This is a genomic window from Edaphobacter aggregans DSM 19364, assembly GCF_000745965.1.
Classification (GTDB): Bacteria; Acidobacteriota; Terriglobia; order Terriglobales; family Acidobacteriaceae; genus Edaphobacter; species Edaphobacter aggregans.
In genome coordinates, this window is record NZ_JQKI01000001.1 from 53,349 (window position 1) to 75,672 (window position 22,324).

Here is a 22,324-nt window from a genome sequence, read left to right on the forward strand (position 1 = left end):
CAATACATCACGCCAACAACACTACTCACCCACAACTCCCCTGTCATGAGCCAATCGGCCCACCCCCGCCTACATCATTTGATGGAGTCCGCCCAGGACATCTCGTCCCTCAAGCCGTCGCCGTGCCTGGGATAAACCCGGCCAGCTCCGCCGGAATCACCAGCGCCTCCTCCGTATTCCCCGAAAGAAACCGCCTCAGAACATACTCCCCACGCGACGATGCCACCTCGAAGATAAGGTGGTCCGGGTACAGCAGATCCTTCACCATCGTCCCCTGCCGCGCTGCCGCGCCCGTGTACTGGTCCCGCTGAATCTCCACAAACATCGGTGGCCGGTCGCGCCATAGTGTCTCGCGCATTCCCGCCAACGCCTTCGTCTCGTAACCCTCAACGTCCATCTTCAGCACCGAGATTGGAGGCAGATTGTTCGCCCCGAAGAAATCATCGCCGCGCACCACCGTCACCGGAAGAATCTCGCTCGACGCGTTGTCCGGAAGCGCATCCCCCAGCGTCCCCGTCCCCTGGTTCGCTCCTGTGGGCGGATGAAACGAGCCCGTCTCGTTAGCATCTCCCATCGCCACCGGAAAGATCGTCACATTGTCTACCGCCGCGTGCTTCAGCTTGCGCTTCATCTCGTCGCGCACCACCGAGAACGGCTCAAACGAAAACACTCGATCCGCATGCGCCGACATAAACAGTGTGTGGTGACCGATGTTGGCCCCCACATCGAAGAAGTTCACCGGCCTGCCCTTCCTGTGCAGCCCCTCGGCGATCGCCGCCAGCAGCTTCAGCTCATGTCCCTGAAACGCCCCGTAGTAAAACACCGACCAGTCGATGAAGTTCGACATATTGCCCGTATAGGGCCTGCCGAAGAAGTCCACAGTAAACGCATACGGCTTCTGGCGGTCAGGATCTTCAAACGCTCGCAAAACCCGGTCACGGCCGCGAAGCCAATGCTGGTGCCCTACAAACCGCAGAATCTCCCGCTTCATCGCTTCCCCAAAATCAAGATCATCAATCCATGATGCCCCATGACGTCGATGACTGGATCATACGCGATGGCCCTCGAAGAACCTCGCGCGCCTACTCCCCGCTCACCGCCTGCCCCGCCAGCCACGCCCGCGCCACCACCATCTGCGGCAGGTCCGCATCCGCCTTCGCCCACGCGCCCAGCAGCCGCGCATAGTCCTCCGTCGCCGCCGAGCTACGCTTCGCCGCCGCATCCGCCTGCGCAATCCCAAACAGCGGATACCCCGAGTTCGGCCGCTCCTCGAGCGCCGCCTCATACGCCGTCTTCGCCTCGTCATAACGCTTCGCGCGCATCAGAGCATCGCCCCTCGTCTCGCCCACCGGCCGTATGTACATCGGCGGCTCACGATACCCCAGCTCCCGCTCCGCATCCGCCGCCTTCGTAAACAGCGCGTCCGACTCCACCCCGCGCCCCTCCGCCAGCAGCACGCTCGCCTCCAGCTCCATCGAAGCCACGTCCAGAAAGTTATACAGCGGCATCGCCATCGCGTCCTTCGACATCGACATCGCCGCCATCCCCGGCATATCCTCCGGCGGAACCGCAGGCTTGTCCTTCACCCGAGCCGCAAGCGCATCGCTCGCCTTCCGCGCCGCAGCGACGTCGCCCATCTCGAGAGCCAGCATCCCGCCCGTGTACTCCACCATCGACTCCCGCAGCCCCTCCAGGTTCTTCAGCTCACCGGGGAGCGTCTTCGTCTCCAGCGCACCGTGAGCCGCTCTCCACGCCCCCGCCCGCAGCATCACTGGCAGCCTCACATCGATCCGCGTCAGCCCATCCCGCGGAACTCCCCGATACAGTGTCGGCCCCACCTCCGCCCGCGCCCGCGTCAGCTTCGCCGAGATCGCCGTCGCCTCCGTCAGCCTCCCCGCCTCCATCAAATCCGCAATCAGATACATCAGGTTGTGCACATAGTTCCAGTCGTTCGCCACCGTCACGTTCTGCGCCTGCATGTACGCCTCATCCACATGCATCGAGTTCTCAAACGAAACCCGCGCCGCCTCATAATCCCCCGTCCTGTAGAAGATGTGCCCCGGCATATGCACCATATGCCCCGACGCCGGCGTCAGCTCCCCCAGCTTCCGCGCGCTCTCCAGCGCCAGTTCCGGATGATTCCCCGGCTCCACCGCATGAATCCAGTAGTGGTTCGCCGCCGTGTCGTCCTGATGCTCCTTCAAGATCTCCACCAGCATCGCCTGCCCCTGCGCCGTGCCCTGCTTCGGCTCGCCCTTCGCATCGAAGCCGTTCATCATCGACTCCGCCAGATAGATCCGCGCCTGCACATCCTCCGGCTGCATCTTCACCAGCCTGCGCAGAACCTTCGTCTCCTTGGAATCCTTGTACGCCTCCGTCTTCCCGGCCCCCGCCGTGTTCGGACCATGCTTCGACCGCTCCGCCTTCTCCTTGTTATCCGCCACCGCCGCCTCTATATAGAGACGCTCCGCCTTCGATGCCCTCTTATCCTTCGCCAGCTCCTGCGCCCGCGTCAGCGCCGTCTGCGCCCACACCACACCCTGCCCGCGAAAGCTCCCCGCCTGATACAGTCCCCAGTAGCACATCGCGCACTGCGGATCGGCCCTTACCGCCTGCTCAAACGCCCGCGCCGCTTCATAGTCCCAGAAGTCGTGCAGCAGATTCAGCCCCTGCGTAAACCACTCCTTTGCCTGATCGTTCGCAGCCGTAATCTCCATCCGGCTGTTCCCGATCCCCGTCATCTTCACCGGAGCCGGTAGCGTCGCCGGATCCGACACCCCCGTCTCCGTCCCATGACAATTCTGCCCCTGCTGCGCAACCAGCGCTCCACTCAACAACGCACCGCCAAGCGCGGCAACCGCCCACGCTCCTTTACATCGACGTCCCATAAACTCCCTCGTACTTGGCGCAGACTGCCGTTACCCAGCATAAAACCTCCATGCCTGGTCCGACTGGCTTTGTTGCTTCTCAAAGCAGGCCTTTCCGCATACACTCCCCCCATGGTTCCGAGCGGCTGCCGTCTCCAGTCCAGGAATCCTAGCCGCCACCCAGGACTCACCGTGGCTGCGCTCGCCTGCGCCGTCTCCCTCATCGCCACCGCAGCAGCTCAGCAGAATCAGCCCCGGCTCGAGGTCCACACCACCGGAGGCCAGACGACCTTCCGCATCGGCGAAAGAATCCCGCTCGAACTCAGCTTCACCGGCCCCGACGGCGGCAATTTCCAGGTGAGCACCTCCACCTACGACCGCAGCGGCAGGATGATCTCCGAGGACTTCGACGTAAAGCCCGCCACCGGCTGGGCCGACCCCCTCGCCACTTACTTCGTCTTCGGCAAGACTTCCATGGGAGGAGCCAGCGCCGGTCCTCGCACACTCTCCTCCACCCCATTCCTTCTTCCCCTCAACCTCAATGAATGGGTGCGCTTCGATCAGCCCGGCGACTACACCGTCACCGTCTCCAGCCATCGCGTGGGCCCCGGCTTCGCACCGTTTGCCAACAACTCGCCGCTCACCCTTCAGTCGAAACCCATCCGCCTCCACATCATCGCGGCCACTCCCGACTGGCAGGACAAACAGTTCGCTGCCATCGTCGCGCAACTCACCCCACCTTTTACTCCCGGCATGCAATCTCCCGAGCCAGTCAAAGCCCTCGCCGATCTCCGCTTCCTCGGAACCCGCGCCGCCATCGACTACATGGCAAAGAACCTTCGCGACGATCGACCCGAGCTAGTCGGCCAGTGCGCTTTCGGACTCATCGGAGTCCCCGAAGCCCTGCGCCCCGCCGCGCTCGCCGCCCTCAACCGCGAGCTCGACGATCCCGACTTCCCCGTCTCGTATCTGTACTTCAGCACCGCAGTCGCACTCCAGCGCAGCGGCCACGGCACTCGCGAATCCATGCTGGAAGAGGGCAAGCGCGCGGACGCCGCCGCATGGCAGGCCGTTTTCGAATCTCTTCCCCGAAAAAACAACAAGGCCCAGGCCGCCACCGCGCAGAGCCTCACCATCGCTCGCGGCACCGAACGCACCTCGCAGCAGAAGGCCCAGCTCGTCGCCGTACTCGCCTCACGCCTGCTCGATCTCCCGCCAGCTGGCCAGACCCAGCAACTCTTCTACAACTGGGACGCCATCAACTCGCCGTCCATCCTCCCAGCCCTTCGCACTATGGCCACCAAACCCGTCCCGGCTTCGGGAAACGACGTCTACTCCCAGCGCGAACTCAAATCGGCGGCCCTTTACCGCTGGTATCAGCTCGATCCCACCGGAGCTCGCCGCCAGATCCTTGAAGAGATCGGCACCGCCAACCCCTCCCTCGGAGCCTCCGACATCTGGTTCCTTTCCGACAAAAACCTGCCCCAGTTTGAAGGCCTCTGGACACAGGGGGTGGTCAACAACATGTCGCAATCAGCCGGCTCTCTGCTCGTCCGCTTCGGAACAGGGGCCACCGCTTCAACCATCGCTTCCTTTGCCGCTAAACAGATAAACCAGTGGCCGCAGTGGGCCTGCGTACCACCGCCTTTCGCGCTCGCCTACCTGGTCAAGTTTGCGCCCGACATGGCAAGGCCTCTCCTGGAACAGGCCAACGCGGCACGCGCTGCCAACTATACGCCATGCAATCTCGGCCTCTTTAGAGACATTGCGAGTTACGCCCACGGTCCCGTCCTCACCGCGGCGGCCATCGCTGCCCTCAACGGTCAAAAACTGGACGTCGCCCGCGACGCCGTCAACTATCTCTCCGCCTACGGCGACCGCTCCGCAGAAGAGCCCCTCTGGGATCGCTATCGAAGATGGAACCGGAAATGGTCCGGACGCGTGACCGAACTCGAGCAGATGCAGGCCGCCCCCCCCACTCACTGGTCGGAGATCAGCTTCGGCCAAAGCCTCGCCCAGGCACTCTCCTCCAGCCAGGGATTCCTCTCCGACTCCTCCACCATGCAGCGCATCCGCCAGCTCTGCCTTGTCAAGCAGGTCTGCAACGCGATCGCGACCGGCAACTCCGAGCCACCCTACCGCGTCACACTCATGCGCATGCACGGTCACGATGACTTTGCCATCGCGCAATACCATGTCCACACTGCCGACCTTCTCGAAGCAAAGATCCAGCAATTCCCCCGCGGGACCACCTTCCTGCTTATGTCCGACGGCCCCGAATTCAGTAAGACCAGCGATCAAAAGGCGTTCGAGCAGGAGACCACGGCCATCTTCGAGCGCCACGGCATGAAGCTCGAACCATCGCCGCGCTGACGCTCACCCCAACGCCGCGAGCATCTCCGCCACCGTCACACCCATCACCGGATGCACCCACTCCCCCGCCACCTCGCTCAGCGGCTCCAGCACAAACCTCCGCTCCTGCATCTCCGGATGCGGCAGTGTCAGCTCCGCCGTACTCATCACGCGATCCCCATACAGCAGCAGGTCCAGGTCGATCACGCGCGGCCCCTTCGCCACAACTCTCTCACGCCCCATCCCCCGCTCGATCCCGAGCAGCGCCCGCATCAGCTCCACCGGCTCGAGCCCGGTCTCCAGCACCGCCGCCGCATTCAGAAACCTCGGCTGATCCACATACCCCACCGGCTCCGTGTCGTAAAACCGCGACACCGCTTTCACCTCGCCCAGCTCCCCCAGCCGCCGCAACGCTTCGCGCAGGTTCGCCTCCCGGTCCCCAAACTCCGAGACAAGGTTCGACCCCAGCGCAATCGCCGCACGTCCCTTCATCGCTGCATGTCCATCGGGAATGTGTCATCCTGAGCGGAGTTTGGCGCGCCTTGCGCGCTAAACGCAGTCGAAGGCTCTGCGGTTTCACCCTTCAATCGCCACCTCGATTGTCTATCGTACCCACAGCCCCCGACGAGCCTAAACCGCCACCGCCCGCAGCCGAGCCCCCACCATCTCCGGCTCCCGTTCCTTCGCCTCATCGAACCCATGCGCCAGCACCCACGCACTCCGATCCCGCAGCAGCCGCTGCACCAGAGCCGTATGCATTGCATGTCCAGCTCTCTCAGCAACAACACGCCCCTCAATACGCCGCCCCGCCAGCGCCAGGTCCCCAATCAGATCCAGAATCTTGTGCCGTACAAACTCATCGCCGAAGCGCAGCGGCCCGTTCTCCACGCCCTTGCGCGAGAGAATGATCGCGCTCTCGTCCGACACCCCGCGGATCAGCCCCATATTCCTGAGCATCGCCTCGTCTTCCTTGAACCCGAACGTCCGCGCCGGCGCAATCAGCCTCGCATAGTCCCCCACCGCCAGGTCCACCCGCAGCGTCTCGTACCCAATCGGGCGCGGAAAGTCGATCGTGTAATCGATCGCATATCCTCTCCCCGGATACACCCCGATAAACTTGTCGCCCTCGCGAACCTCCACCGGCTTCAGAATGCGCATATACTCGCGTCGCCGCCGCTGCCGCTTCAGCCCCGTCTCCTCAAACGCCCGCACATACGGCAACGAGCTTCCATCCAGAATCGGAACCTCAAGATTGTTGATCTCCACGATGACGTTGTCCACCCCGTACCCGATCATCGCGCTCAGCAGATGCTCCGTCGTCGAGATCAGCACCGACCCCCGCATCAGGCTCGTCGCATAGCTCACCTTCGCGACGTTCCGCCCCGTAGCTGGTATCTCGAAGTCATCCAGGTCCGTCCGGCGAAACACGATCCCCGACCCCGCAGGCGCAGGAACCAGCCGCATCGCCACCGGAGCCCCACTGTGCAACCCCACCCCGCTGAACTCGATCGCCGACCGAATTGTCCGTTCAAAGTGAGCTTCTGCTGCCACGAACCCCGTTCTCCACTAAAATCCAGCTATCGCATCGCTGTCAAAGGTGCCCATTAACTGGCAAATGCCAACTAATCGACACTAAGATTACAGGCAGGTCAAGCCAAAACTATGTGGTAAAAAAACCACACTTTCGTCACCTCTTCCGCCCATAACATCAATCAAATCAGGCACCATCAACAACATAACCATGATCCCAGCCGACCTCCTCGCCCGTACCCAGCAGAGACTACCTTGGTTCCTCCAACATCTCCGCCAGCTCGTCGAGATCGAAAGCCCAAGTGAAGACCCCGCCGCTGTTAACCGCGCTCAGGGGCTCGCCGCGAAGTGGGCAGCCGAGTTAGGCGCCCGCATCAAACGCCACAAACAAAAAAACTTCGGCGACGTCTACGAACTCCGCTTCGGCCCGCAACGCTCAAAGCAAAAACCCCTCCTCCTCCTCTCCCACCTCGACACCGTCTGGCCCCTCGGCACCCTCAAATCCATGCCCTGGCGCGAGCAGGATGGCAAGATCCACGGCCCCGGAACCCTCGACATGAAGGCCGGCGTCGTCATGGCTCTCACCGCCATCTCCGTCCTGCGCGACCTCAACCTCCTCCGCCCCGTCACCCTCCTCATCAACTCCGAAGAAGAGATCGGCTCGCCCATCTCGCGCCCCATCACCGAGCGCCTCGCCCTCGATTCGCAAGTCGTCCTCGTCCTCGAACCCGCCCAGGGCCTCGCCCTCAAGACCGCCCGCAAGGGCGTCGGCAACTTCAACGTCCACGTCACCGGCATCGCCTCCCACTCCGGCGTCGACTTCGAGCGCGGCCACTCCGCCGTCCTCGAGCTAGCCCGCCAGATCGAGCGCATCGCCGCCTTCACCGATTTGCGCCGCGGCCTGACGGTCAACCCTGGCGTCATCTCCGGCGGAACCCGCTCCAACGTCATCGCCGCCGAAGCCCACGCCGAGATCGACGTCCGCATCGCCCGAGCCTCCGACGAAAAACGCATCGATCGCCTCTTCGCCAGCCTCAAACCCATCAACAAAGCCTGCGCCCTCACCATCACCGGAGGCCTCAACCGCCCTCCTATGGAGCGCAAAGCCGGCACCATCGCCCTCTTCAAGCAGGCCCGCAAACTAGCCGCTCAACTCGGCTTCGATCTCGACGAAGCCGCCACCGGAGGAGGCTCCGACGGCAACTTCACCGCCGCCCTCGGCATCCCCACCCTCGACGGAATGGGAGCCATCGGCGCCGGAGCCCACGCCGCCCACGAGCACATCGTCACCGAACACATCGCCCCCCGAACCGCCCTCCTCGCTGCCATGCTCGCCACCGCCCCTTAGCCTTCTCTACCCACACCTTGCCCTCCCCAAAAAATCACCGAGCTCGCTAGATGGAATTCGCCTGCCCGGCCGGAAATATTTCTCCGCTCCAGGTGTTTATCTCGCAGGCATTGATATGAGGACGTCGGTACTCCACCGGAATCTGGTCAGTACGTTGATACGGTCCACGCAAAGCCTGGAGATCTGGAGCAACTACGTTGAGCTTACACAGTGAATTTCATGCAAAGTGCGGCAGCCTTCCTATCAACCTGTCGATCATATTTCCGGCCTGCACAGTAGATGGAGTCGGGCGTCGGCAACTTCATTCTCACTTTCAGATAAGGCGCGACCTCAGCGGGTACACCATAAGAAAGTCTGAGGGCAGCCGGACTCCGGATGGAAGTTTCGGAGTTGCATATCAGGTGCCGTACAAAAATGTGAATGAGAAGCTGCTCCATCTAAGCCATCTGCTGAGCATCGGCAGCCCTCGAGATACGTACAGGCAGGGAGTGCTGCAGGAGGAAGACCTCACGCTGTTCAACGGCGCTCAATCTCAGGCTCGGCAGGATGTGGACACGCTCAACCATCACGACAATAAGCTGGACTTTGTGTCATGTAGCTCCTGTGGAGCCGCTCTTGCCTGTGACGCTATTGAGGTCGAAGAGGAAAGCGCTGAATCGGGAGGCGGACAAGAAGCAGTCCTGCGGGTATTTCGCCTCTGCGGACTGACAAACGATCAGGATCGCGCCTCTCTGAATAGAGTAGGCGAATTCATTTACAGTTTTTTCTGTCATTTTCAGGGCGGTTCGCAATACCTCGAGGAGGCGTGTATGCGTAGTGCTTCGAGCCTCGAACTGCTGTGCGCTGACTGCTACGCCTCGCGCGAAACTCCGGCCCTTCAAGAGACATGCTGAAGAGCGAAGGGAGCATCACGTAGGCGAATGCGGGGTGTGGCAACGATTCGCGACAAACTGGGCCACATCAACCATAACCATATGGTTCTAAAGACAGCACCGAAGGCATACAAGCGTTCAACCTCGCTCGAAAACTCGACCTGGTACAAGGGAATACTGGTCACCCAGCTAGCCGGAGAGGCCGATACCGGAGGGGCCTTTGATTTCTTCGTTTCGAAGATGAGAAAGGGTACCGAACCCCCTCTGCACGTCCACGCACGGGACGATGAGTTCTTCCGTATGCGGCTTGCCTTTAGGGAGAAACACGGATTCACCGGCTGCAACTTCGAACACCTGACCGTTCCTGATTCAATCTGACGAGGTCCACATCATAACCGTCATCACTCCGGGTGGCTTTTTTAACGCTGTGAATAAAATGAACGAACCCGCTCAAAAGATGGAGATCCCTTCCGACGATGTTCTTACCTACGCGAGCATGGACCTCACAAAAACCATGGAGATCTTTGAGAAGTATGGTGTTCGCATCCTCTCTCCAGAAGAGGTAGCAGAACCGATGCCAGAGTTTCCACTCGCCAAGCACTAACTGCACTCCCTCGCTGGTTCTTTATTTCGTGCTGGAAATCTCGTAAAACTGACAATGAGGAGCTGCCGGGTGCCCCATGCATGACGCGGCCTCATTGCGGCACGTGTGGGAACATTCGCGCGAAGCGCGAACCACTAAAATCCCCTCATGCCCCTCCCGCCCGATTGCATGACCGGCACCTTCCACTCCCACGGCTCCGTCGCCCTCACCATCACCGTCGCGGGCCTCCTCTTCGCCATCTACGCCCTCACCCGAGCCTTCCAGTTCCTCCGCGAAGAGTCCCACGCCCGCCGCACCCAAACCACCCCACCCGACCGCCACACCGCCAAGGCCTGGCTCCTCGGACTCTGGGTCCTCCTCCCACCCACCTGGCTCCTCTGCGAGCACATCTTCCTCTACCGCGCCTTCGGCAAACCCGCCTGCTTCGACTTCTTCACCCACGCCCAGCACATCGTCATCACCGGCTGGCTCGCCACCCTCGCCGTCCTCACCTTCCTCTACTTCGGCAAAGAGATCCTCGGCAAAGACTAACCCTCACCACTGCACCATCATCCAGATTTGACTCTTCCACAAGTCCTCCCTACTCTTGAGAAACTTTCGCCAGCGTTTTCATTCGATAAGTGCGGATGAGAACCTCAGGCTCCGCGGGCACTCGTCTCTCAAGTTGTTTCTGAATGCATTTTGTTCCGTCTCGTCTACCCCAGACCACGATCGGAGAATCATTCATGCCACAAGGGAAGGCCGCCCTCCTTGCTCTCACACTCCTTGCATCTCTGATCGTCCCCGCTGCCATTGCCTCGGCCCACCAGAGTGCTCCTGTCGCAAACCAACCGCCGGCAGAGGACGCAGCAAGGGCCGAAGAGCTGCGAAATGCCGCGCAGAATCCTGTCGCCAGCCTCATCAGCGTTCCGCTGCAGGACAGCATAAACCCAGGCTTTGTACCGGGGTACCGCACGCAAAATGTGCTGAACATCCAGCCGGTGATTCCCGTGAAGCTCAACGAAGACTGGAACGTGATCATTCGCTGGATCACTCCCATCATCTACCAGCCGATCACTCCACCGTCCCTAGGCGCTCCCGAACTTGGCGCCTCTGGCCTCGGCGACATGCAGCCCACCTTTTTGTTCTCCCCGAGAAAACCGCACAAGATAAACTGGGGCGCTGGTCCCATCTTTCAACTGCCGACGGCAACCAGCGACTACCTGGGACAAGGAAAACTTGGCATCGGGCCCAACCTCGTCATTCTGGCGATGCCCCGCAAGTTCGTGATGGGCGTCCTCATCAACAACATCTGGTCGGTCGCCGGCAGCGGCAGCCGTACCGACGTCAATCAGATGCTCCTGCAGTACTTCGTCAACTACAACATGAAAAAGGGTTGGTACCTCACCACGCAACCCATCATCACCGCCCACTGGAACTCCACTGCGGCCAGCGGAAGTGTGTGGACGCTCCCTTCGGCGGTGGCGTGGGAAGAATCATGAAACTGGGAATGCAGCCCGTGAACATCAACGTTCAGGTGTACGGCAACGCCGTCCATGTTCCTCAAACATCACCCTGGGGAGTTCGAGGAACCTTCGCACTGCTGTTCCCAAAGGAGCGCAAGTGACACGAGATGGCAAAGGTCTAAAGACTGAGCCAAATGACGAGAAGCAATCGCAAACACCACGTTGAACTGGCGAACAAAACATCGGAGGACCCATGCAAAAGACGCCGTCCACTTCCATCGTTCTTATTGCGCTGCTCACTTCCGCAATCGGGTGCAACACCCAGCCCGCCCCCCAAACAGCAGCTCCAGAATCTGCCGCTTCCTCCGCTGCCGCCTCTGCCGCCTCCATCCCCGGGCCCGTTTCCGGAACCCGAATGACAGAAGACTACGTCCGCCACGTCGGAGCCATGGCCTATCTCTGGGGCTGGCCCATGGTCAACATCCACAATCGCAAGACTACCTTCGAAAAGATTCCCGGGCCGGGAATGATGGGAGGGATCGTACCCGTCGCTCCTTCCAACCAGATTGGAATGCTGCGCGACTACATCGTTCCTCAAGAACGTGTCGTCGCGTGCCCCAATCAGGATGTCGTCTACGGCTTCAGCATCCTCGATCTCGCACAGGAGCCGGTCGTCATTCAGGTGCCCGACTTCGGAGACAGATTCTGGGTCTACCAGGTCGTCGATCAGCGCACCGATTCATTCGCGCAGTTGGGCAAGATGTACGGCACCAAACCCGGCTTCTATCTCCTCGCAGGCCCCGACTGGAAAGGGACAACGCCGAACGGAATTGCTGGCGTCTTCCGCTCAAAGACCAGCCTCGGGATCGTAATCCCTCGCGCATTTATGGACGATACCGACGAGGATCGAAAAGCCATCCAGCCCGTCTTACAGGGAATTCTGCTCTACCCTCTCAGCAAGTTCACCGGTCAGACCCAGACCAAAGATTGGGCGGCTATGCCGAACTATCCGGCCCCGTCACAAGGACAAGAAGAGACCAAGTGGGTCGTGCCTGAGACCTTCTTCGATCTGCTCCCTGCGGTGATGAAAGAGGTCCCTCCCCTTCCCGGAGAAGAAGCTCTCTACGCCAACATTCAGAGCGTCCTCGACGCTGCTTCGAAGGACCCCAAACTGCACGCTGCGCTCGTCTCCTCAGCAGTAGAAGCCGACAAGAACCTCATCACCCCTCTCTTCCAATTCCACAACTGGGGCATTCCCCTTCCGCACAACTGGACCACACAGAACAATGGTGCTGAATTCGGAACCGATTACTTCACTCGCGCCGCCGTCGCGAAATCCAACATCTTCGTCAACGCCCCTCGTGAAACGAAATACTTCTACCAGGATCTCGACGGCGATGGTCAACAGTTGAACGGCAACCATGCATACACTGTCACCTTCGCTGCCGGTCAGCTTCCTCCGGTGAAAGGCTTCTGGTCGCTAACGCTTTACAACCAGAACCACTTCTTCTCACCGAACGAGATCAAACGCTACTCCGTCGGAACCAAGAACAAGACGCTCGTGAAGTCACCAGACGGCTCCCTCACCATCTACGTGCAATCCACCCCACCCGAAGGAGACAAAAAAGCTAACTGGCTCCCGGCGCCGAAGGAAAACATCGCTCTCTATACCCGAGCATACTGGCCCGAGGAAGCAGCGCTCAACGGTACCTGGACCCCACCCGTCGTGACCAAAGTGAAATAGGAGGGTGTTCGAGTAAAGAAGGTTCGTCTTTCTCTCATCGCTACCTCGCCCTCACCGAAAGGGCGCAACCGCTCTGCCGAAGGCCGGAGCCGGGTGCCCCATTCATGCGGCTTCATCGCATGAGTGGGTCATTCGGGCGAAGCTCGAACCGCTTCTAGGTGCGACAAGCCTTCAGGCTTGGCCCTCTCCACCGTTCAAAAAGAAGGGGCTTCAGCCCCTGGAGTATGCCTTCACTGCGGTCGGACCTGTCAAGCCCCCCTGTTCAGGCAAAAATCCATCAAATGACAGAAACAAAGCAGCTTAACCTCAAAAAACAAAATCCCGAAAAGCGCCGATTCACCCCACCCAATCTGCTAAACTAAATACATACAAAGAAACAGAAAAGCCCCGAATTCTCGGGGCTTTTCCCTTTAAATCAACAATCTGCAAGACAAAACCCTGCAAAATCAACACCTTACACCCAAGGTACCAGGCTAAAGTATCTACTTTGAATACTTTGCACAAATCCAAGGGGAGGGGAGGGTCAGTGCGAGTGATCGTGATGGTGGTGATGCCCGTGCGCCCCCACCTCCTCCGGCTCCGGAGGCGAGCTGCATCCATGCGTCGTCTCGCACCCCGTCGTCTCAAACTGGATCGTCGTATGCGTAATCTTGAACCGCTCCCGCAGCCTGTCATTGATGGCCTCGAGGATCGACGAGCACTCCGACGCAGGCATCTCGTTCACCGTCACATGACTGGCCAGAGCGTGCGTCTGCGACCCCAGACTCCAGACGTGCAGGTCGTGCACGTCCAGCACGCCGTCCACGGTCGCCATCGCCTCGCGAACCGCGCCCAGGCTCACGCTGCGCGGCGTGCCTTCGAGCAGGATGTTCAGCGTCTCGCGGATGATCCCCACCGAGCTCCACACGATCATCGTCGCAATCAGCAACGAAAGCACCGGGTCCACCCACGTCATCCCGGTAAACAGAATCGCCGCGCCGCCCGCGATCACCGCCGCGGTCGAGAGTGTATCGCCCAGCATATGCAGAAAGACGCTCCGTATGTTCACGTCGCCCGAGAAGCGCCACAGCAGCGCCGCGACAGTTCCGTTCATCACCACGCCGGCCGCTGCAACCTCCATCATCAGCTGCGGGTGAACCTCCACCGGCGTGCTCAGCCGCTCGATCGCCTCAACCGCGATCCACACCGAGAGCACCACCAGCGTCGCCGCGTTCACAAACGCCGCCAGAACCCCGGCCCGCTGATAGCCAAACGTCTTCTCATCCGTCGCCGGACGGGTCTGAAAATAAACCGCAACGTAGGAGAGCACGATCGCCAGCAGGTCGCTCAGGTTGTGGCCGGCCTCCGAGATCAGGGCCAGCGAGTGCGCCTTCAGGCCGAAGAGAAACGTCGCCACCACATAGGCGAACGTCAGCCCCATCGACACCTTCAGCACCATCTGCATGCGGCGGTTCGGGCTGGCGACCATATGCATGACTTAAGTGTAGTCCCCGCCGGACAACCGCTTCAATCGCCGTGCGTTGCAGGCTTGTGTCTGTCTTCCACGGGGCGGTGTCTGTCTTCCATGTGCCGGTCGATCCCGAGAATCGGCCGCGGAACATCTGCTGACAGGCGCAGGCCGCTCCAGCTCTCCGCCACCACGATGCTGTTGGCCGGATTGTGAGGCTCGTACCGCACCTGCACCGGAAGGTCGGTGCGGACGTCGCGCACCAGCTCCGCCAGCGCAGTCACATCCTGCGCCGCCTCGTAGCTCACCCCGCCGATCCGGTAGTTGTAGACGATCAGCCGCGGCGTGGGCATGTCCTCCTGGAGATACGGAGCCTCCGTGATGCTGCCGTCCGTGATCCGCCCGATCGAGGCCAGGTGTACGCGCCGAGCATGCTCGATCTCCTCCGCCGTAGGCCGCGGCCGGCGCAGAAGGTACCAGGCCACGCCCCCGATCGCAGCCGCCGCCGCGACCGCTGCCGCAACATTGCGCGGCGACCGCAGCGGTAACGAAAGATCCTCTGGAATGAACTCGAGCACGGCAGTCTGCCAAGAGCATAGCCCACCTCACCCGTCTCGTGTTCGCCGCTTTCTGCCAAAACAGTGCTACCCGAGGTTCGCCGGGGCCGCCCGATCTCCCAAACTGGGTGGCGATATACTGGCATGTGCTCAAAAACCGCAAGTTTTCGTCATCCCGACCTTCAACCCCTCCCCTGAAAGCCGCCTCCGCCAGCCTGCCTGACCGGACCATCCGAACCACAGATCTTCGAGGCTCGGCATCCAACCTCGCTCACCCGCTTGATCTGGGAGACGGCCGCCGCATCCGCTCCACCACCGTCGTCTGCGTCCGCCGCGACGGCTCGGTCGTCATGGCCGCCGACGGGCAGGTCTCCCTCGGCAACACCGTCATGAAGCACTCGGCAAAAAAGATCCGCCGCCTCTACCAGGACAAGGTGCTCGCCGGATTCGCCGGCTCCACCGCCGACGCCTTCTCCCTCTTCGCCCGCTTCGAGACCAAGCTCGAGCAATACGCCGGAAACCTGAGCCGAGCCGCCGTCGAGCTCGCCAAGGACTGGCGCACCGACAAGATGCTCCGTCAGCTCGAGGCCCTGCTCATCGTCGCCGACACGCGCCAGACCCTCATGCTCTCCGGCACCGGAGATGTCATCGACCCCGACGAGGGCATCTGCGCCATCGGCTCCGGCGGAAGCTTCGCATTGGCCGCGGGCCGCGCCCTGCTCGACAACACCAACCTCTCCGCCCGCGAGATCGCAGAAAAATCGATGAAGATCGCCGGCGACATCTGCATCTACACCAACCAGACCTTCACAATTGAGGAGTTGAAGGCGACCGCGTAAGCGTCATCGCTTTATCTTCCAGGAGCAACACCCATGGCAATCTATCTACCCGGAACCGCTGACGATCAATCCCTCGCACTCGACGAGATGACGCCGCGCGAGATCGTCGCCGAGCTGGACAAGTACGTCGTCGGCCAGCAGGCCGCCAAGCGCGCCGTCGCCATCGCGCTGCGCAACCGCATGCGCCGCCAGAAGCTCGCGCCTGAACTCGCCGACGAGATCATGCCCAAGAACATCATCATGATCGGGCCCACCGGCGTCGGCAAGACCGAGATCGCGCGCCGCCTCGCCAAGCTCACCAACTCGCCCTTCCTCAAGGTCGAAGCGAGCAAGTTCACCGAGGTCGGCTACGTCGGCCGCGACGTCGAGTCCATCGTCCGCGACCTCGTCGAGATCGCCATCGACATGGTGCGCGAGGAGAAGATGGAAGAGGTCGAGGACAAGGCCGAACTCGCCGCCGAAGACCGCCTGCTCGACCTTCTGCTTCCTCCATCGCCCGCATCGCAGGCGACGCATGAGCCCGGCTCGAACGTCATCCATCTGTCCGCCGCGACACCCGAGCACGGCGCCGCGGCCGCCCATGAAGACCAGCCCGGCGAGCGCGAGCAGCGCACCCGCGAGAAGCTGCGCCAGCAGTTCCGCGAGGGCAAGCTCGATGAGCGCATCGTCGAGCTCGACGTGCGTGATCGCAACACACCGAGCTTCGAGATCATCACCAACCAGGGCACCGAGGAGATGGACATCAACCTCAAGGACATGATCCCCGGGCTCTTCGGCCAGCGCACCAAGAAGCGCAAGATGAAGGTCGCCGAGGCCTTCGACTACCTCGTGCAGGAGGAGGAGAACCGCCTCATCGACATGGATCAGGTCACACGCCTCGCCGTGGAGCGCGTCGAGGACTCCGGCATGGTCTTCCTCGATGAGATCGACAAGATCGCCGGCCGCGAAGGAGGCCACGGCCCCGACGTCTCGCGCGAGGGCGTGCAGCGTGACATCCTGCCCATCGTCGAAGGCACCACCGTCAACACGAAGTACGGCATGGTCTCGACCGACCACATACTCTTCATCGCAGCAGGTGCCTTCCACGTCTCGAAGCCGAGCGACCTCATCCCCGAGCTGCAGGGCCGCTTCCCCATTCGCGTCGAGCTGCAGTCGCTCACCGTCGAAGACTTCGTTCGCATCCTCACCGAGCCCAAGAGCTCGCTCGTCAAGCAGGCGGTTGCGCTGCTCGAGACCGAAGGCCTGAAGCTGGAGTTCACCAAGGAAGCGATTGGCGAGATGGCGCAGTTTGCCTTCCGTGTGAACGAGACGACCGAGAACATCGGCGCGCGCCGCCTGCACACCATCCTCGAGCGCGTGCTCGATGAGATCAGCTTCCAGGCTCCCGACCTGATGAAGGCCTCGCGCAGCGAGGCCACCGAAGAGGGCGTGGTCGCGCAGATCGCGGCCTCCGGTGCGGCCTCGCCGCTTCCCGTGATCGAGCGGGCAACCAGCGCCGGAGCCGAGAAGGTGATCGTCGTCGATCCCGAGTACGTGCGCCAGCAGGTGGCCTCGATCGTCAAGGATCAGGACCTCAGCCGCTACATCCTGTAGCATAGGTTCACCCTTCGAGCGCCGCTGCGATCACGCATGGCGGCGGCGTTTTGATTTGCCTTCGACTTCAGGCATCAGCAACTCTACATCGTCCACTCCAAGCTCACGACCGTCCGCGCTCCGCACGGTGATCTTCGCCAGAGGCTTGCGATGCGGTCTGTCGAGAAGGCTGGAGTGTTCATCGCCCTTGCCGAACATGTGCTTCTCTCCCCACTGCCGCAGCGCGACCATCGTCGGCAGCAGGTCTTTGCCCTTCTCAGTCAGCTCGTACTCGCTGTAGGCGCTGCCGTCCGATGCGGGAACCACACGCAGAACACCGGCCTCCACCAACGCCCTCAGCCGTACAGCAAGAATGTTCTTTGCCATGCCCAGTCCACGCTCGAACTCCGAGAACCGCTTGACCCCCAGCATGGCGTCGCGGACGATCAACAGCGACCACCACTCGCCAACGACATCGAGTGAGCGAGCGATAGGGCAGACGCTGTCCTGATTGGACTTATGCTTCATCTCGCCCTCCTGGGAATATTCTACCAGAACTAGTTGCATCTTGAAACCATTTCGCTCATCCAAAGAAACGGCTGCAAACATTCACGGCGAACGCCGGAAAGAGGAAGACCACGATGCGATTGAAGGGAAAGAAGGCACTCATCACAGGCGGAAACAGCGGTATAGGACTGGCGACGGCTAAGCTCTTCGTCGACGAGGGCGCGGAGGTCATTATCACCGGCCGCAACCAGCAGACACTCGACGAGGCGCTGAAGCTGCTCGGCCCCAAGGCACACGCGCTCAAGGTGGAGATCACCGATTCAGCCGCGCGCAAGGCCGCCTTCAAAGAGGCTGCCGACAAGTTCGGCAAACTGGATATCGTCTTTGCGAACGCAGGCATTCCCGGCAACACTCCCGCTGGAAAGACCTCCGAAGAACTCTTCCGCCAGATCATCGACACGAATCTCACCTCGGTCTTCTTCACCGTGGAGGACTCACTGCCCTACCTCAACGACGCTGCCTCGATCATCCTGAACGGCTCCGTCATCGGCACGCTGGGACAGCCGGGCTATGCGGCCTATGCGGCCACGAAGGCAGGCGTTCGCGCGCTGGCGCGGTCATTGGCTGCCGACCTCTCGCCGCGCGGCATTCGCGTCAACGTCGTCGCGCCGGGAGCCACCAAGACTCCCATCTGGTCTCGCAACGCCTCGCGCACCGAAGAGCAGGTGTCGGGCCTTGAGCAGCAGCTCTCGAAGGTCATCCCGCTGGGACGCATGGGTGAGGCCGATGAGATCGCGAAGGCCGTGCTCTTCCTCGCCTCCGACGACTCGTCGTATGTGCAGGGGGCGGAACTCTTCGTCGACGGCGGAATGACAGGAACTCCGTTCGGTGGCGCTGGAGCGCGTGGCTAATTCGCGCTCTAGATAATGGGGCCGCGCGAGAGGACGCGCGGCCCATTTTTTTGAGATGAGTTAAACCAGCGTTGCGTCGAGCGTGATCTCAGCGGCCTTCAACACCTTCGAGACCGGGCAGCCAACCTTGGCCTTGCCTGCCAGCTCGTCGAACTTCGCCTTGTCGAGGCCGGGTACCTTGGACGTGTTCGTCAGGTGAATCTTGGTGATCGTCGGGCCTTCGCCGTGCAGGTCGAGCGTGACGACGGCCTTGGTCTCGATCATCTCGGGCTTGAACCCGGCCTCGGTGAGCTGCGCGCTCAAAGCCATGGTGTAGCAGCCGGAGTGCGCGGCGGCGATCAGCTCCTCGGGGTTCGTGCCGACGCCCTCGGCGAAGCGGGCCGCGAAGCTGTACTGCGTGTCCTTGAGCGTGCCGCTCTGCGTGCTGATGGTGCCCTTGCCCTCTTTGAGCGTGCCGTGCCATACTGCGCTTGCGTAGCGATCCATAGGTGTTCTCCTTTTTGTTTTCAACCGCAGTTTCGACGGTACACGATTCGATGCTTCCCGGTCGCCCTCGGCTGGTTGAAAATTCCGCAAGGTGCGCTACGCTTACGGAATGTCCCTCCAGACCACGCACGCAGACGAGACAGCCGAGCGGCTAGACTCGGAGACCGAGTGCCCCATCAAAACGGAACATCATCAGGTCTACTGCCCAACCTGCTCGTCGCGCCTAGAGGACAGCCGCTGCAAGCTGGTATGCCGCACCTGCGGCTACTTCCTCAGCTGCGCCGACTTCTACTAGCCAATACTGACGCGCTCCCCGCAGCCTGCTATCGTTTTTAGCGATGAAGAACTCCATCGCTTGTGCCCTTCTCTGCGGCGTTGCCGCGCTTGTCGCTTCGTCAGCAATCAACGTCTTCGGCCAGGAGCACGACGGCGTGTCGTGGGTGAATCCCTACATCGGCACGGGCGAAGGAAAGATCGGCTACGGCGGAACGATGCCGTTTGTGACGCCGCCCTTCGGGATGACGAACTGGACCGCTCAGACCCGGCAGAACCGGCTCAGCGTCGTCAGCTACAAGTACGAGGACACAAACGTTCAGGGCTTCATGGGAACACACCAGCCGGCGATCTGGATGGGCGACTATGGCTACGTCACCATCATCCCGCAGGTCATCTCGCAGAGCGGGCACGCGCTTGAGACGACGCCCGAAGCAAGGCAGATGAGCTTTCGCCATGAAGACGAGGTCGCGCGGCCGGACTACTACTCCGTGTGGATGACCGCGAAGGATTCGAGCCGCATCCGCGCCGAGATGACCGCAACCGAGCGCTGCGCCTACATGCGGTTTCACTTCGCGCAGGGCACGGCGGGACGTGTGCTCGTCGAGGCCTCGCGGCCGGGCGTCGCAGGCGACGCGAAGGTGGACGCAGAGCACTTCGAGATCACCGGCTACAATCCGGATCGCACCGACCGCAACCTCGGTCCGTTCGCGCTGCCGAACTTCAAAGGGTATTTCGTCGTCCAGTTTCGCCAGCGCTGGGAACGCGCGGCCACCTACGGGATGGACGGCGCGGGCGCGCGTGGCGTCTATGCCGACTTCGCGCAGGCGCCCAGCGAGTATGGCGCGACGATCGAGCTGCGCGTAGGCACGTCGTTCCTGAGCATCGAGCAGGCGCGCGAGAATCTGCGCAAGGAGATTCCGGCGTGGGACTTCGACGCCGTGCAGAAGAAGCTGCGTTCCACGTGGAACGACAAGCTCTCGCGCGTGAGCGTCGACGGCGCGACGGACGACGAGCGCAGGATGATCTACACGGCGCTGTATCACGCGCTGCTCTACCCTCGCGTCTTCTCCGAGTACGGACGCTACTACTCGGCCTTCGATGACACGATCCATAACGGCGAGTCCTACACGGCGTACTCCATCTGGGACACCTTCCGCGCCGAGAACAGCATGATCACGCTGCTCGCGCCCGAGCGCATTCCCGGCATGATCACCGCTCTGCTCCAGAACTACAAAGAAGGCGGTTGGATGCCGAAGTGGCCGAACCCTTCGTACACGAACATCATGATCGGCACGCACGCCGACTCGCTCGTCGCCGAGGCGCTGGTGAAGGGCTTCACCGGCTTCGACGCGCAGACCGCGTGGGACGCCGTCTACAAGGACGCGATGACGCCTCCCGACGGCGACACAATGCGGCGGTGGCTGGATCGCGAGCCGCACACACCCTATGAGGCGCGCGGCGGGCTGACGTACTACAAGCAGCTCGGCTACATCCCAACGGACAAAACCGACGAGGCTGCCTCGCGTACCATCGAGGACAGCTACGACGACTGGTGCGTCGCGCAGGTCGCTAAGATTCTTGGCAGGCAGAAAGATTACGAGTTCTTTCTCCATCGCTCGCTCAACTACCAGCACCTCTACAATCCCGCGCTCGGCCTGTTGAACGGCAAGATATCGAACGGCGCATGGGCTCCTATCGGGGGTGGCCGCGACGACCCGCATAACCGCTCTGTCTCCGGATGGACCGAAGGGGATGCGTGGGTGTACACGTGGGGCGGATTGCACGATCTCCCCGGCCTGATGGACTTGATGGGCGGCGCCGACAAGTACAACGCGAAGCTCGACCAGCATTTTGCCGGAGGCCACAACAAGCACTCCAACGAGCCCAGCCATCACTATGGCTATCTATACGACTACTCGGGCAAGCCGTGGAAGACGCAGGCGAAGGTGCGCGAGATCATCAGGGCGGAGTACGCCAACGCGCCGTCAGGCATCGACGGCGACGATGACTGCGGGCAGATGTCCTCGTGGCTGCTGTTTACGGCGATGGGCTTCTACCCGGTGAACCCGGCAAGCGCGGAGTACATGATCGGCAGCCCCATGTTTGCGGGCATGTCGCTGAAGCTCGCCAACGACAAGACCTTCACGGTCGCCGCAAAGAACAATAGCGCAACGAACGTCTACATCCAGTCCGCAACCCTCAACGGCAAGTCCCTCGACAATCCCGTCATTACCTACAACCAGATCATGCAGGGCGGCACGCTCGAGTTCGTCATGGGGCCAGAGCCTTCGAAGTGGGGCAGTGCGTGGCGAGGCAGACCGGTCGGGAAGTAGTTGTTAGTTGCAGGTTGCAGGTTATCCGTTTTTTGTATTTCGCGGGCAACCTGCAACTGACAACTTGCAACTAGCACCTTTCGCGCTACAATTGCCGCCATCTTCACGTGCGTTGAACTCTCACGAGGCGAGGCTTCTCTATGAACGATGTGCGTCACTTTCCGCTGGCGATTCTTGTTGCGACGCTCTGCTACTTCGGGCTGGGCGCGATCTGGTTCACGGCCTTCCGCAGCGCGTGGCTGGAAGGCATCGGCAAGACCTTGGAGCAGCTGCAGGCCAGTGGGGTAAGCCCGATGCTCGCCTACCTCGTCGCACTCATGCTTACGCTCGCGCTCGCGCTGTTCCTGTCCTGGTTGATCCAGATCACTGGACCGGCGACAGCTGCGCGCGGAATGCAGCTCGCCGTGATCCTGTGGTTCTGCACGGTCTTCGCAACGTTCGCCACCGAGTACGCCTTCGAGGGACGTGGCGTGAAGATCCTCGCCATCACCAGCGGCTATTGCCTGGTGGGAATGGTCCTGATGGGCGCAGTGCTGGGCGGCTGGAGGCAGAAGACGGCTTGATGCCAGTTGCAGTTTGTCGGTTGAAAGACAACCACTGACAACCTGCAACCTGCAACTGACAACTGACAACT

Annotated in this window: 22 protein-coding genes; 14 read left to right on the top strand and 8 right to left on the bottom strand. The window is 61.5% G+C overall.

The genetic code is table 11. The features are described from left to right. Positions 1-109: 109 nt before the first annotated feature. Entirely contained in the window at positions 110-991 is an 882-nt protein-coding gene (locus Q363_RS00255; protein WP_035346905.1) for an FkbM family methyltransferase, read from the bottom strand. A gap of 91 nt (positions 992-1,082) precedes the next feature. Continuing rightward, positions 1,083-2,888 (bottom strand): tetratricopeptide repeat protein, encoded by a 1,806-nt coding sequence (locus tag Q363_RS45270; RefSeq protein WP_157466438.1) that lies wholly within the window; start codon positions 2,886-2,888, stop codon positions 1,083-1,085. Between the two features lie 171 nt (positions 2,889-3,059). On the opposite strand from Q363_RS45270, the gene Q363_RS00265 reads away from it, so the two are divergent. Next, positions 3,060-5,240, top strand: coding sequence for a hypothetical protein (locus Q363_RS00265; protein WP_035346911.1), 2,181 nt, complete (start codon positions 3,060-3,062; stop codon positions 5,238-5,240). Between the two features lie 3 nt (positions 5,241-5,243). Here the strand turns inward: Q363_RS00265 and folK are convergent, their stop codons facing one another. Next, positions 5,244-5,711, bottom strand: coding sequence for a 2-amino-4-hydroxy-6-hydroxymethyldihydropteridine diphosphokinase (gene folK, locus Q363_RS00270; RefSeq protein WP_035346917.1), 468 nt, complete (start codon positions 5,709-5,711; stop codon positions 5,244-5,246). A gap of 138 nt (positions 5,712-5,849) precedes the next feature. Then, complete coding sequence (lpxC, locus tag Q363_RS00275) at positions 5,850-6,770, bottom strand: UDP-3-O-acyl-N-acetylglucosamine deacetylase (protein WP_035346919.1); 921 nt, start codon at positions 6,768-6,770, stop codon at positions 5,850-5,852. A gap of 190 nt (positions 6,771-6,960) precedes the next feature. On the opposite strand from lpxC, the gene Q363_RS00280 reads away from it, so the two are divergent. The 8 genes from Q363_RS00280 (at position 6,961) to Q363_RS00305 (ending at position 12,762) form a co-directional block, all read left to right on the top strand. Next, positions 6,961-8,097, top strand: a complete 1,137-nt coding sequence (locus Q363_RS00280; protein ID WP_035346920.1) for a M20 family metallopeptidase — start codon at positions 6,961-6,963, stop codon at positions 8,095-8,097. 401 nt (positions 8,098-8,498) lie between these two features. After that, positions 8,499-8,990, top strand: coding sequence for a hypothetical protein (locus Q363_RS00285; RefSeq protein ID WP_035346927.1), 492 nt, complete (start codon positions 8,499-8,501; stop codon positions 8,988-8,990). Between the two features lie 36 nt (positions 8,991-9,026). Continuing rightward, positions 9,027-9,347, top strand: a complete 321-nt coding sequence (locus Q363_RS35520) for a cupin domain-containing protein (protein WP_157466439.1) — start codon at positions 9,027-9,029, stop codon at positions 9,345-9,347. Positions 9,348-9,405: 58 nt separating this feature from the next. Continuing rightward, positions 9,406-9,573, top strand: a complete 168-nt coding sequence (locus Q363_RS39925) for a hypothetical protein (RefSeq protein ID WP_157466440.1) — start codon at positions 9,406-9,408, stop codon at positions 9,571-9,573. A gap of 147 nt (positions 9,574-9,720) precedes the next feature. After that, positions 9,721-10,104: a hypothetical protein gene (locus tag Q363_RS00295; RefSeq protein WP_157466441.1), complete on the top strand. Its 384-nt coding sequence runs from the start codon at positions 9,721-9,723 to the stop codon at positions 10,102-10,104. A 194-nt stretch (positions 10,105-10,298) separates the two neighbouring features. After that, on the top strand, positions 10,299-11,054 hold the full coding sequence (locus tag Q363_RS00300; protein ID WP_051978119.1) for a hypothetical protein: 756 nt from the start codon (positions 10,299-10,301) through the stop codon (positions 11,052-11,054). Further along, on the top strand, positions 11,051-11,179 hold the full coding sequence (locus Q363_RS45275; RefSeq protein ID WP_281175956.1) for a hypothetical protein: 129 nt from the start codon (positions 11,051-11,053) through the stop codon (positions 11,177-11,179). Before Q363_RS00300 ends, Q363_RS45275 begins: the two co-directional genes overlap by 4 nt. 92 nt (positions 11,180-11,271) lie before the next feature. After that, positions 11,272-12,762: a DUF1254 domain-containing protein gene (locus Q363_RS00305; protein WP_035346931.1), complete on the top strand. Its 1,491-nt coding sequence runs from the start codon at positions 11,272-11,274 to the stop codon at positions 12,760-12,762. 523 nt (positions 12,763-13,285) lie between these two features. On the opposite strand, the gene Q363_RS00310 is transcribed toward Q363_RS00305, so the two are convergent. Then, positions 13,286-14,236, bottom strand: coding sequence for a cation diffusion facilitator family transporter (locus tag Q363_RS00310; protein ID WP_035346932.1), 951 nt, complete (start codon positions 14,234-14,236; stop codon positions 13,286-13,288). A gap of 32 nt (positions 14,237-14,268) precedes the next feature. Further along, positions 14,269-14,787 (bottom strand): hypothetical protein, encoded by a 519-nt coding sequence (locus tag Q363_RS00315; RefSeq protein WP_051978120.1) that lies wholly within the window; start codon positions 14,785-14,787, stop codon positions 14,269-14,271. Between the two features lie 107 nt (positions 14,788-14,894). On the opposite strand from Q363_RS00315, the gene hslV reads away from it, so the two are divergent. After that, entirely contained in the window at positions 14,895-15,605 is a 711-nt protein-coding gene (hslV, locus tag Q363_RS00320; protein WP_425387618.1) for an ATP-dependent protease subunit HslV, read from the top strand. Positions 15,606-15,638: 33 nt separating this feature from the next. After that, positions 15,639-17,198: an ATP-dependent protease ATPase subunit HslU gene (gene hslU / locus Q363_RS00325; RefSeq protein WP_035346934.1), complete on the top strand. Its 1,560-nt coding sequence runs from the start codon at positions 15,639-15,641 to the stop codon at positions 17,196-17,198. A gap of 30 nt (positions 17,199-17,228) precedes the next feature. On the opposite strand, the gene Q363_RS00330 is transcribed toward hslU, so the two are convergent. Next, on the bottom strand, positions 17,229-17,705 hold the full coding sequence (locus tag Q363_RS00330; protein ID WP_035346937.1) for a winged helix-turn-helix transcriptional regulator: 477 nt from the start codon (positions 17,703-17,705) through the stop codon (positions 17,229-17,231). A 113-nt stretch (positions 17,706-17,818) separates the two neighbouring features. Here Q363_RS00330 and Q363_RS00335 point away from each other — a divergent pair, with 113 nt between their 5' ends. Continuing rightward, entirely contained in the window at positions 17,819-18,595 is a 777-nt protein-coding gene (locus Q363_RS00335) for an SDR family NAD(P)-dependent oxidoreductase (RefSeq protein ID WP_035346938.1), read from the top strand. A gap of 60 nt (positions 18,596-18,655) precedes the next feature. Here Q363_RS00335 and Q363_RS00340 read toward each other — a convergent pair whose 3' ends face one another. Continuing rightward, complete coding sequence (locus Q363_RS00340; protein WP_035346939.1) at positions 18,656-19,081, bottom strand: OsmC family protein; 426 nt, start codon at positions 19,079-19,081, stop codon at positions 18,656-18,658. A 338-nt stretch (positions 19,082-19,419) separates the two neighbouring features. Between Q363_RS00340 and Q363_RS00350 the strand changes: the two genes are divergently transcribed. Beyond that, on the top strand, positions 19,420-21,690 hold the full coding sequence (locus tag Q363_RS00350; protein ID WP_035346942.1) for a GH92 family glycosyl hydrolase: 2,271 nt from the start codon (positions 19,420-19,422) through the stop codon (positions 21,688-21,690). Between the two features lie 140 nt (positions 21,691-21,830). After that, entirely contained in the window at positions 21,831-22,253 is a 423-nt protein-coding gene (locus Q363_RS00355; RefSeq protein ID WP_035346943.1) for a DUF1761 domain-containing protein, read from the top strand. Positions 22,254-22,324 lie beyond the last annotated feature (71 nt).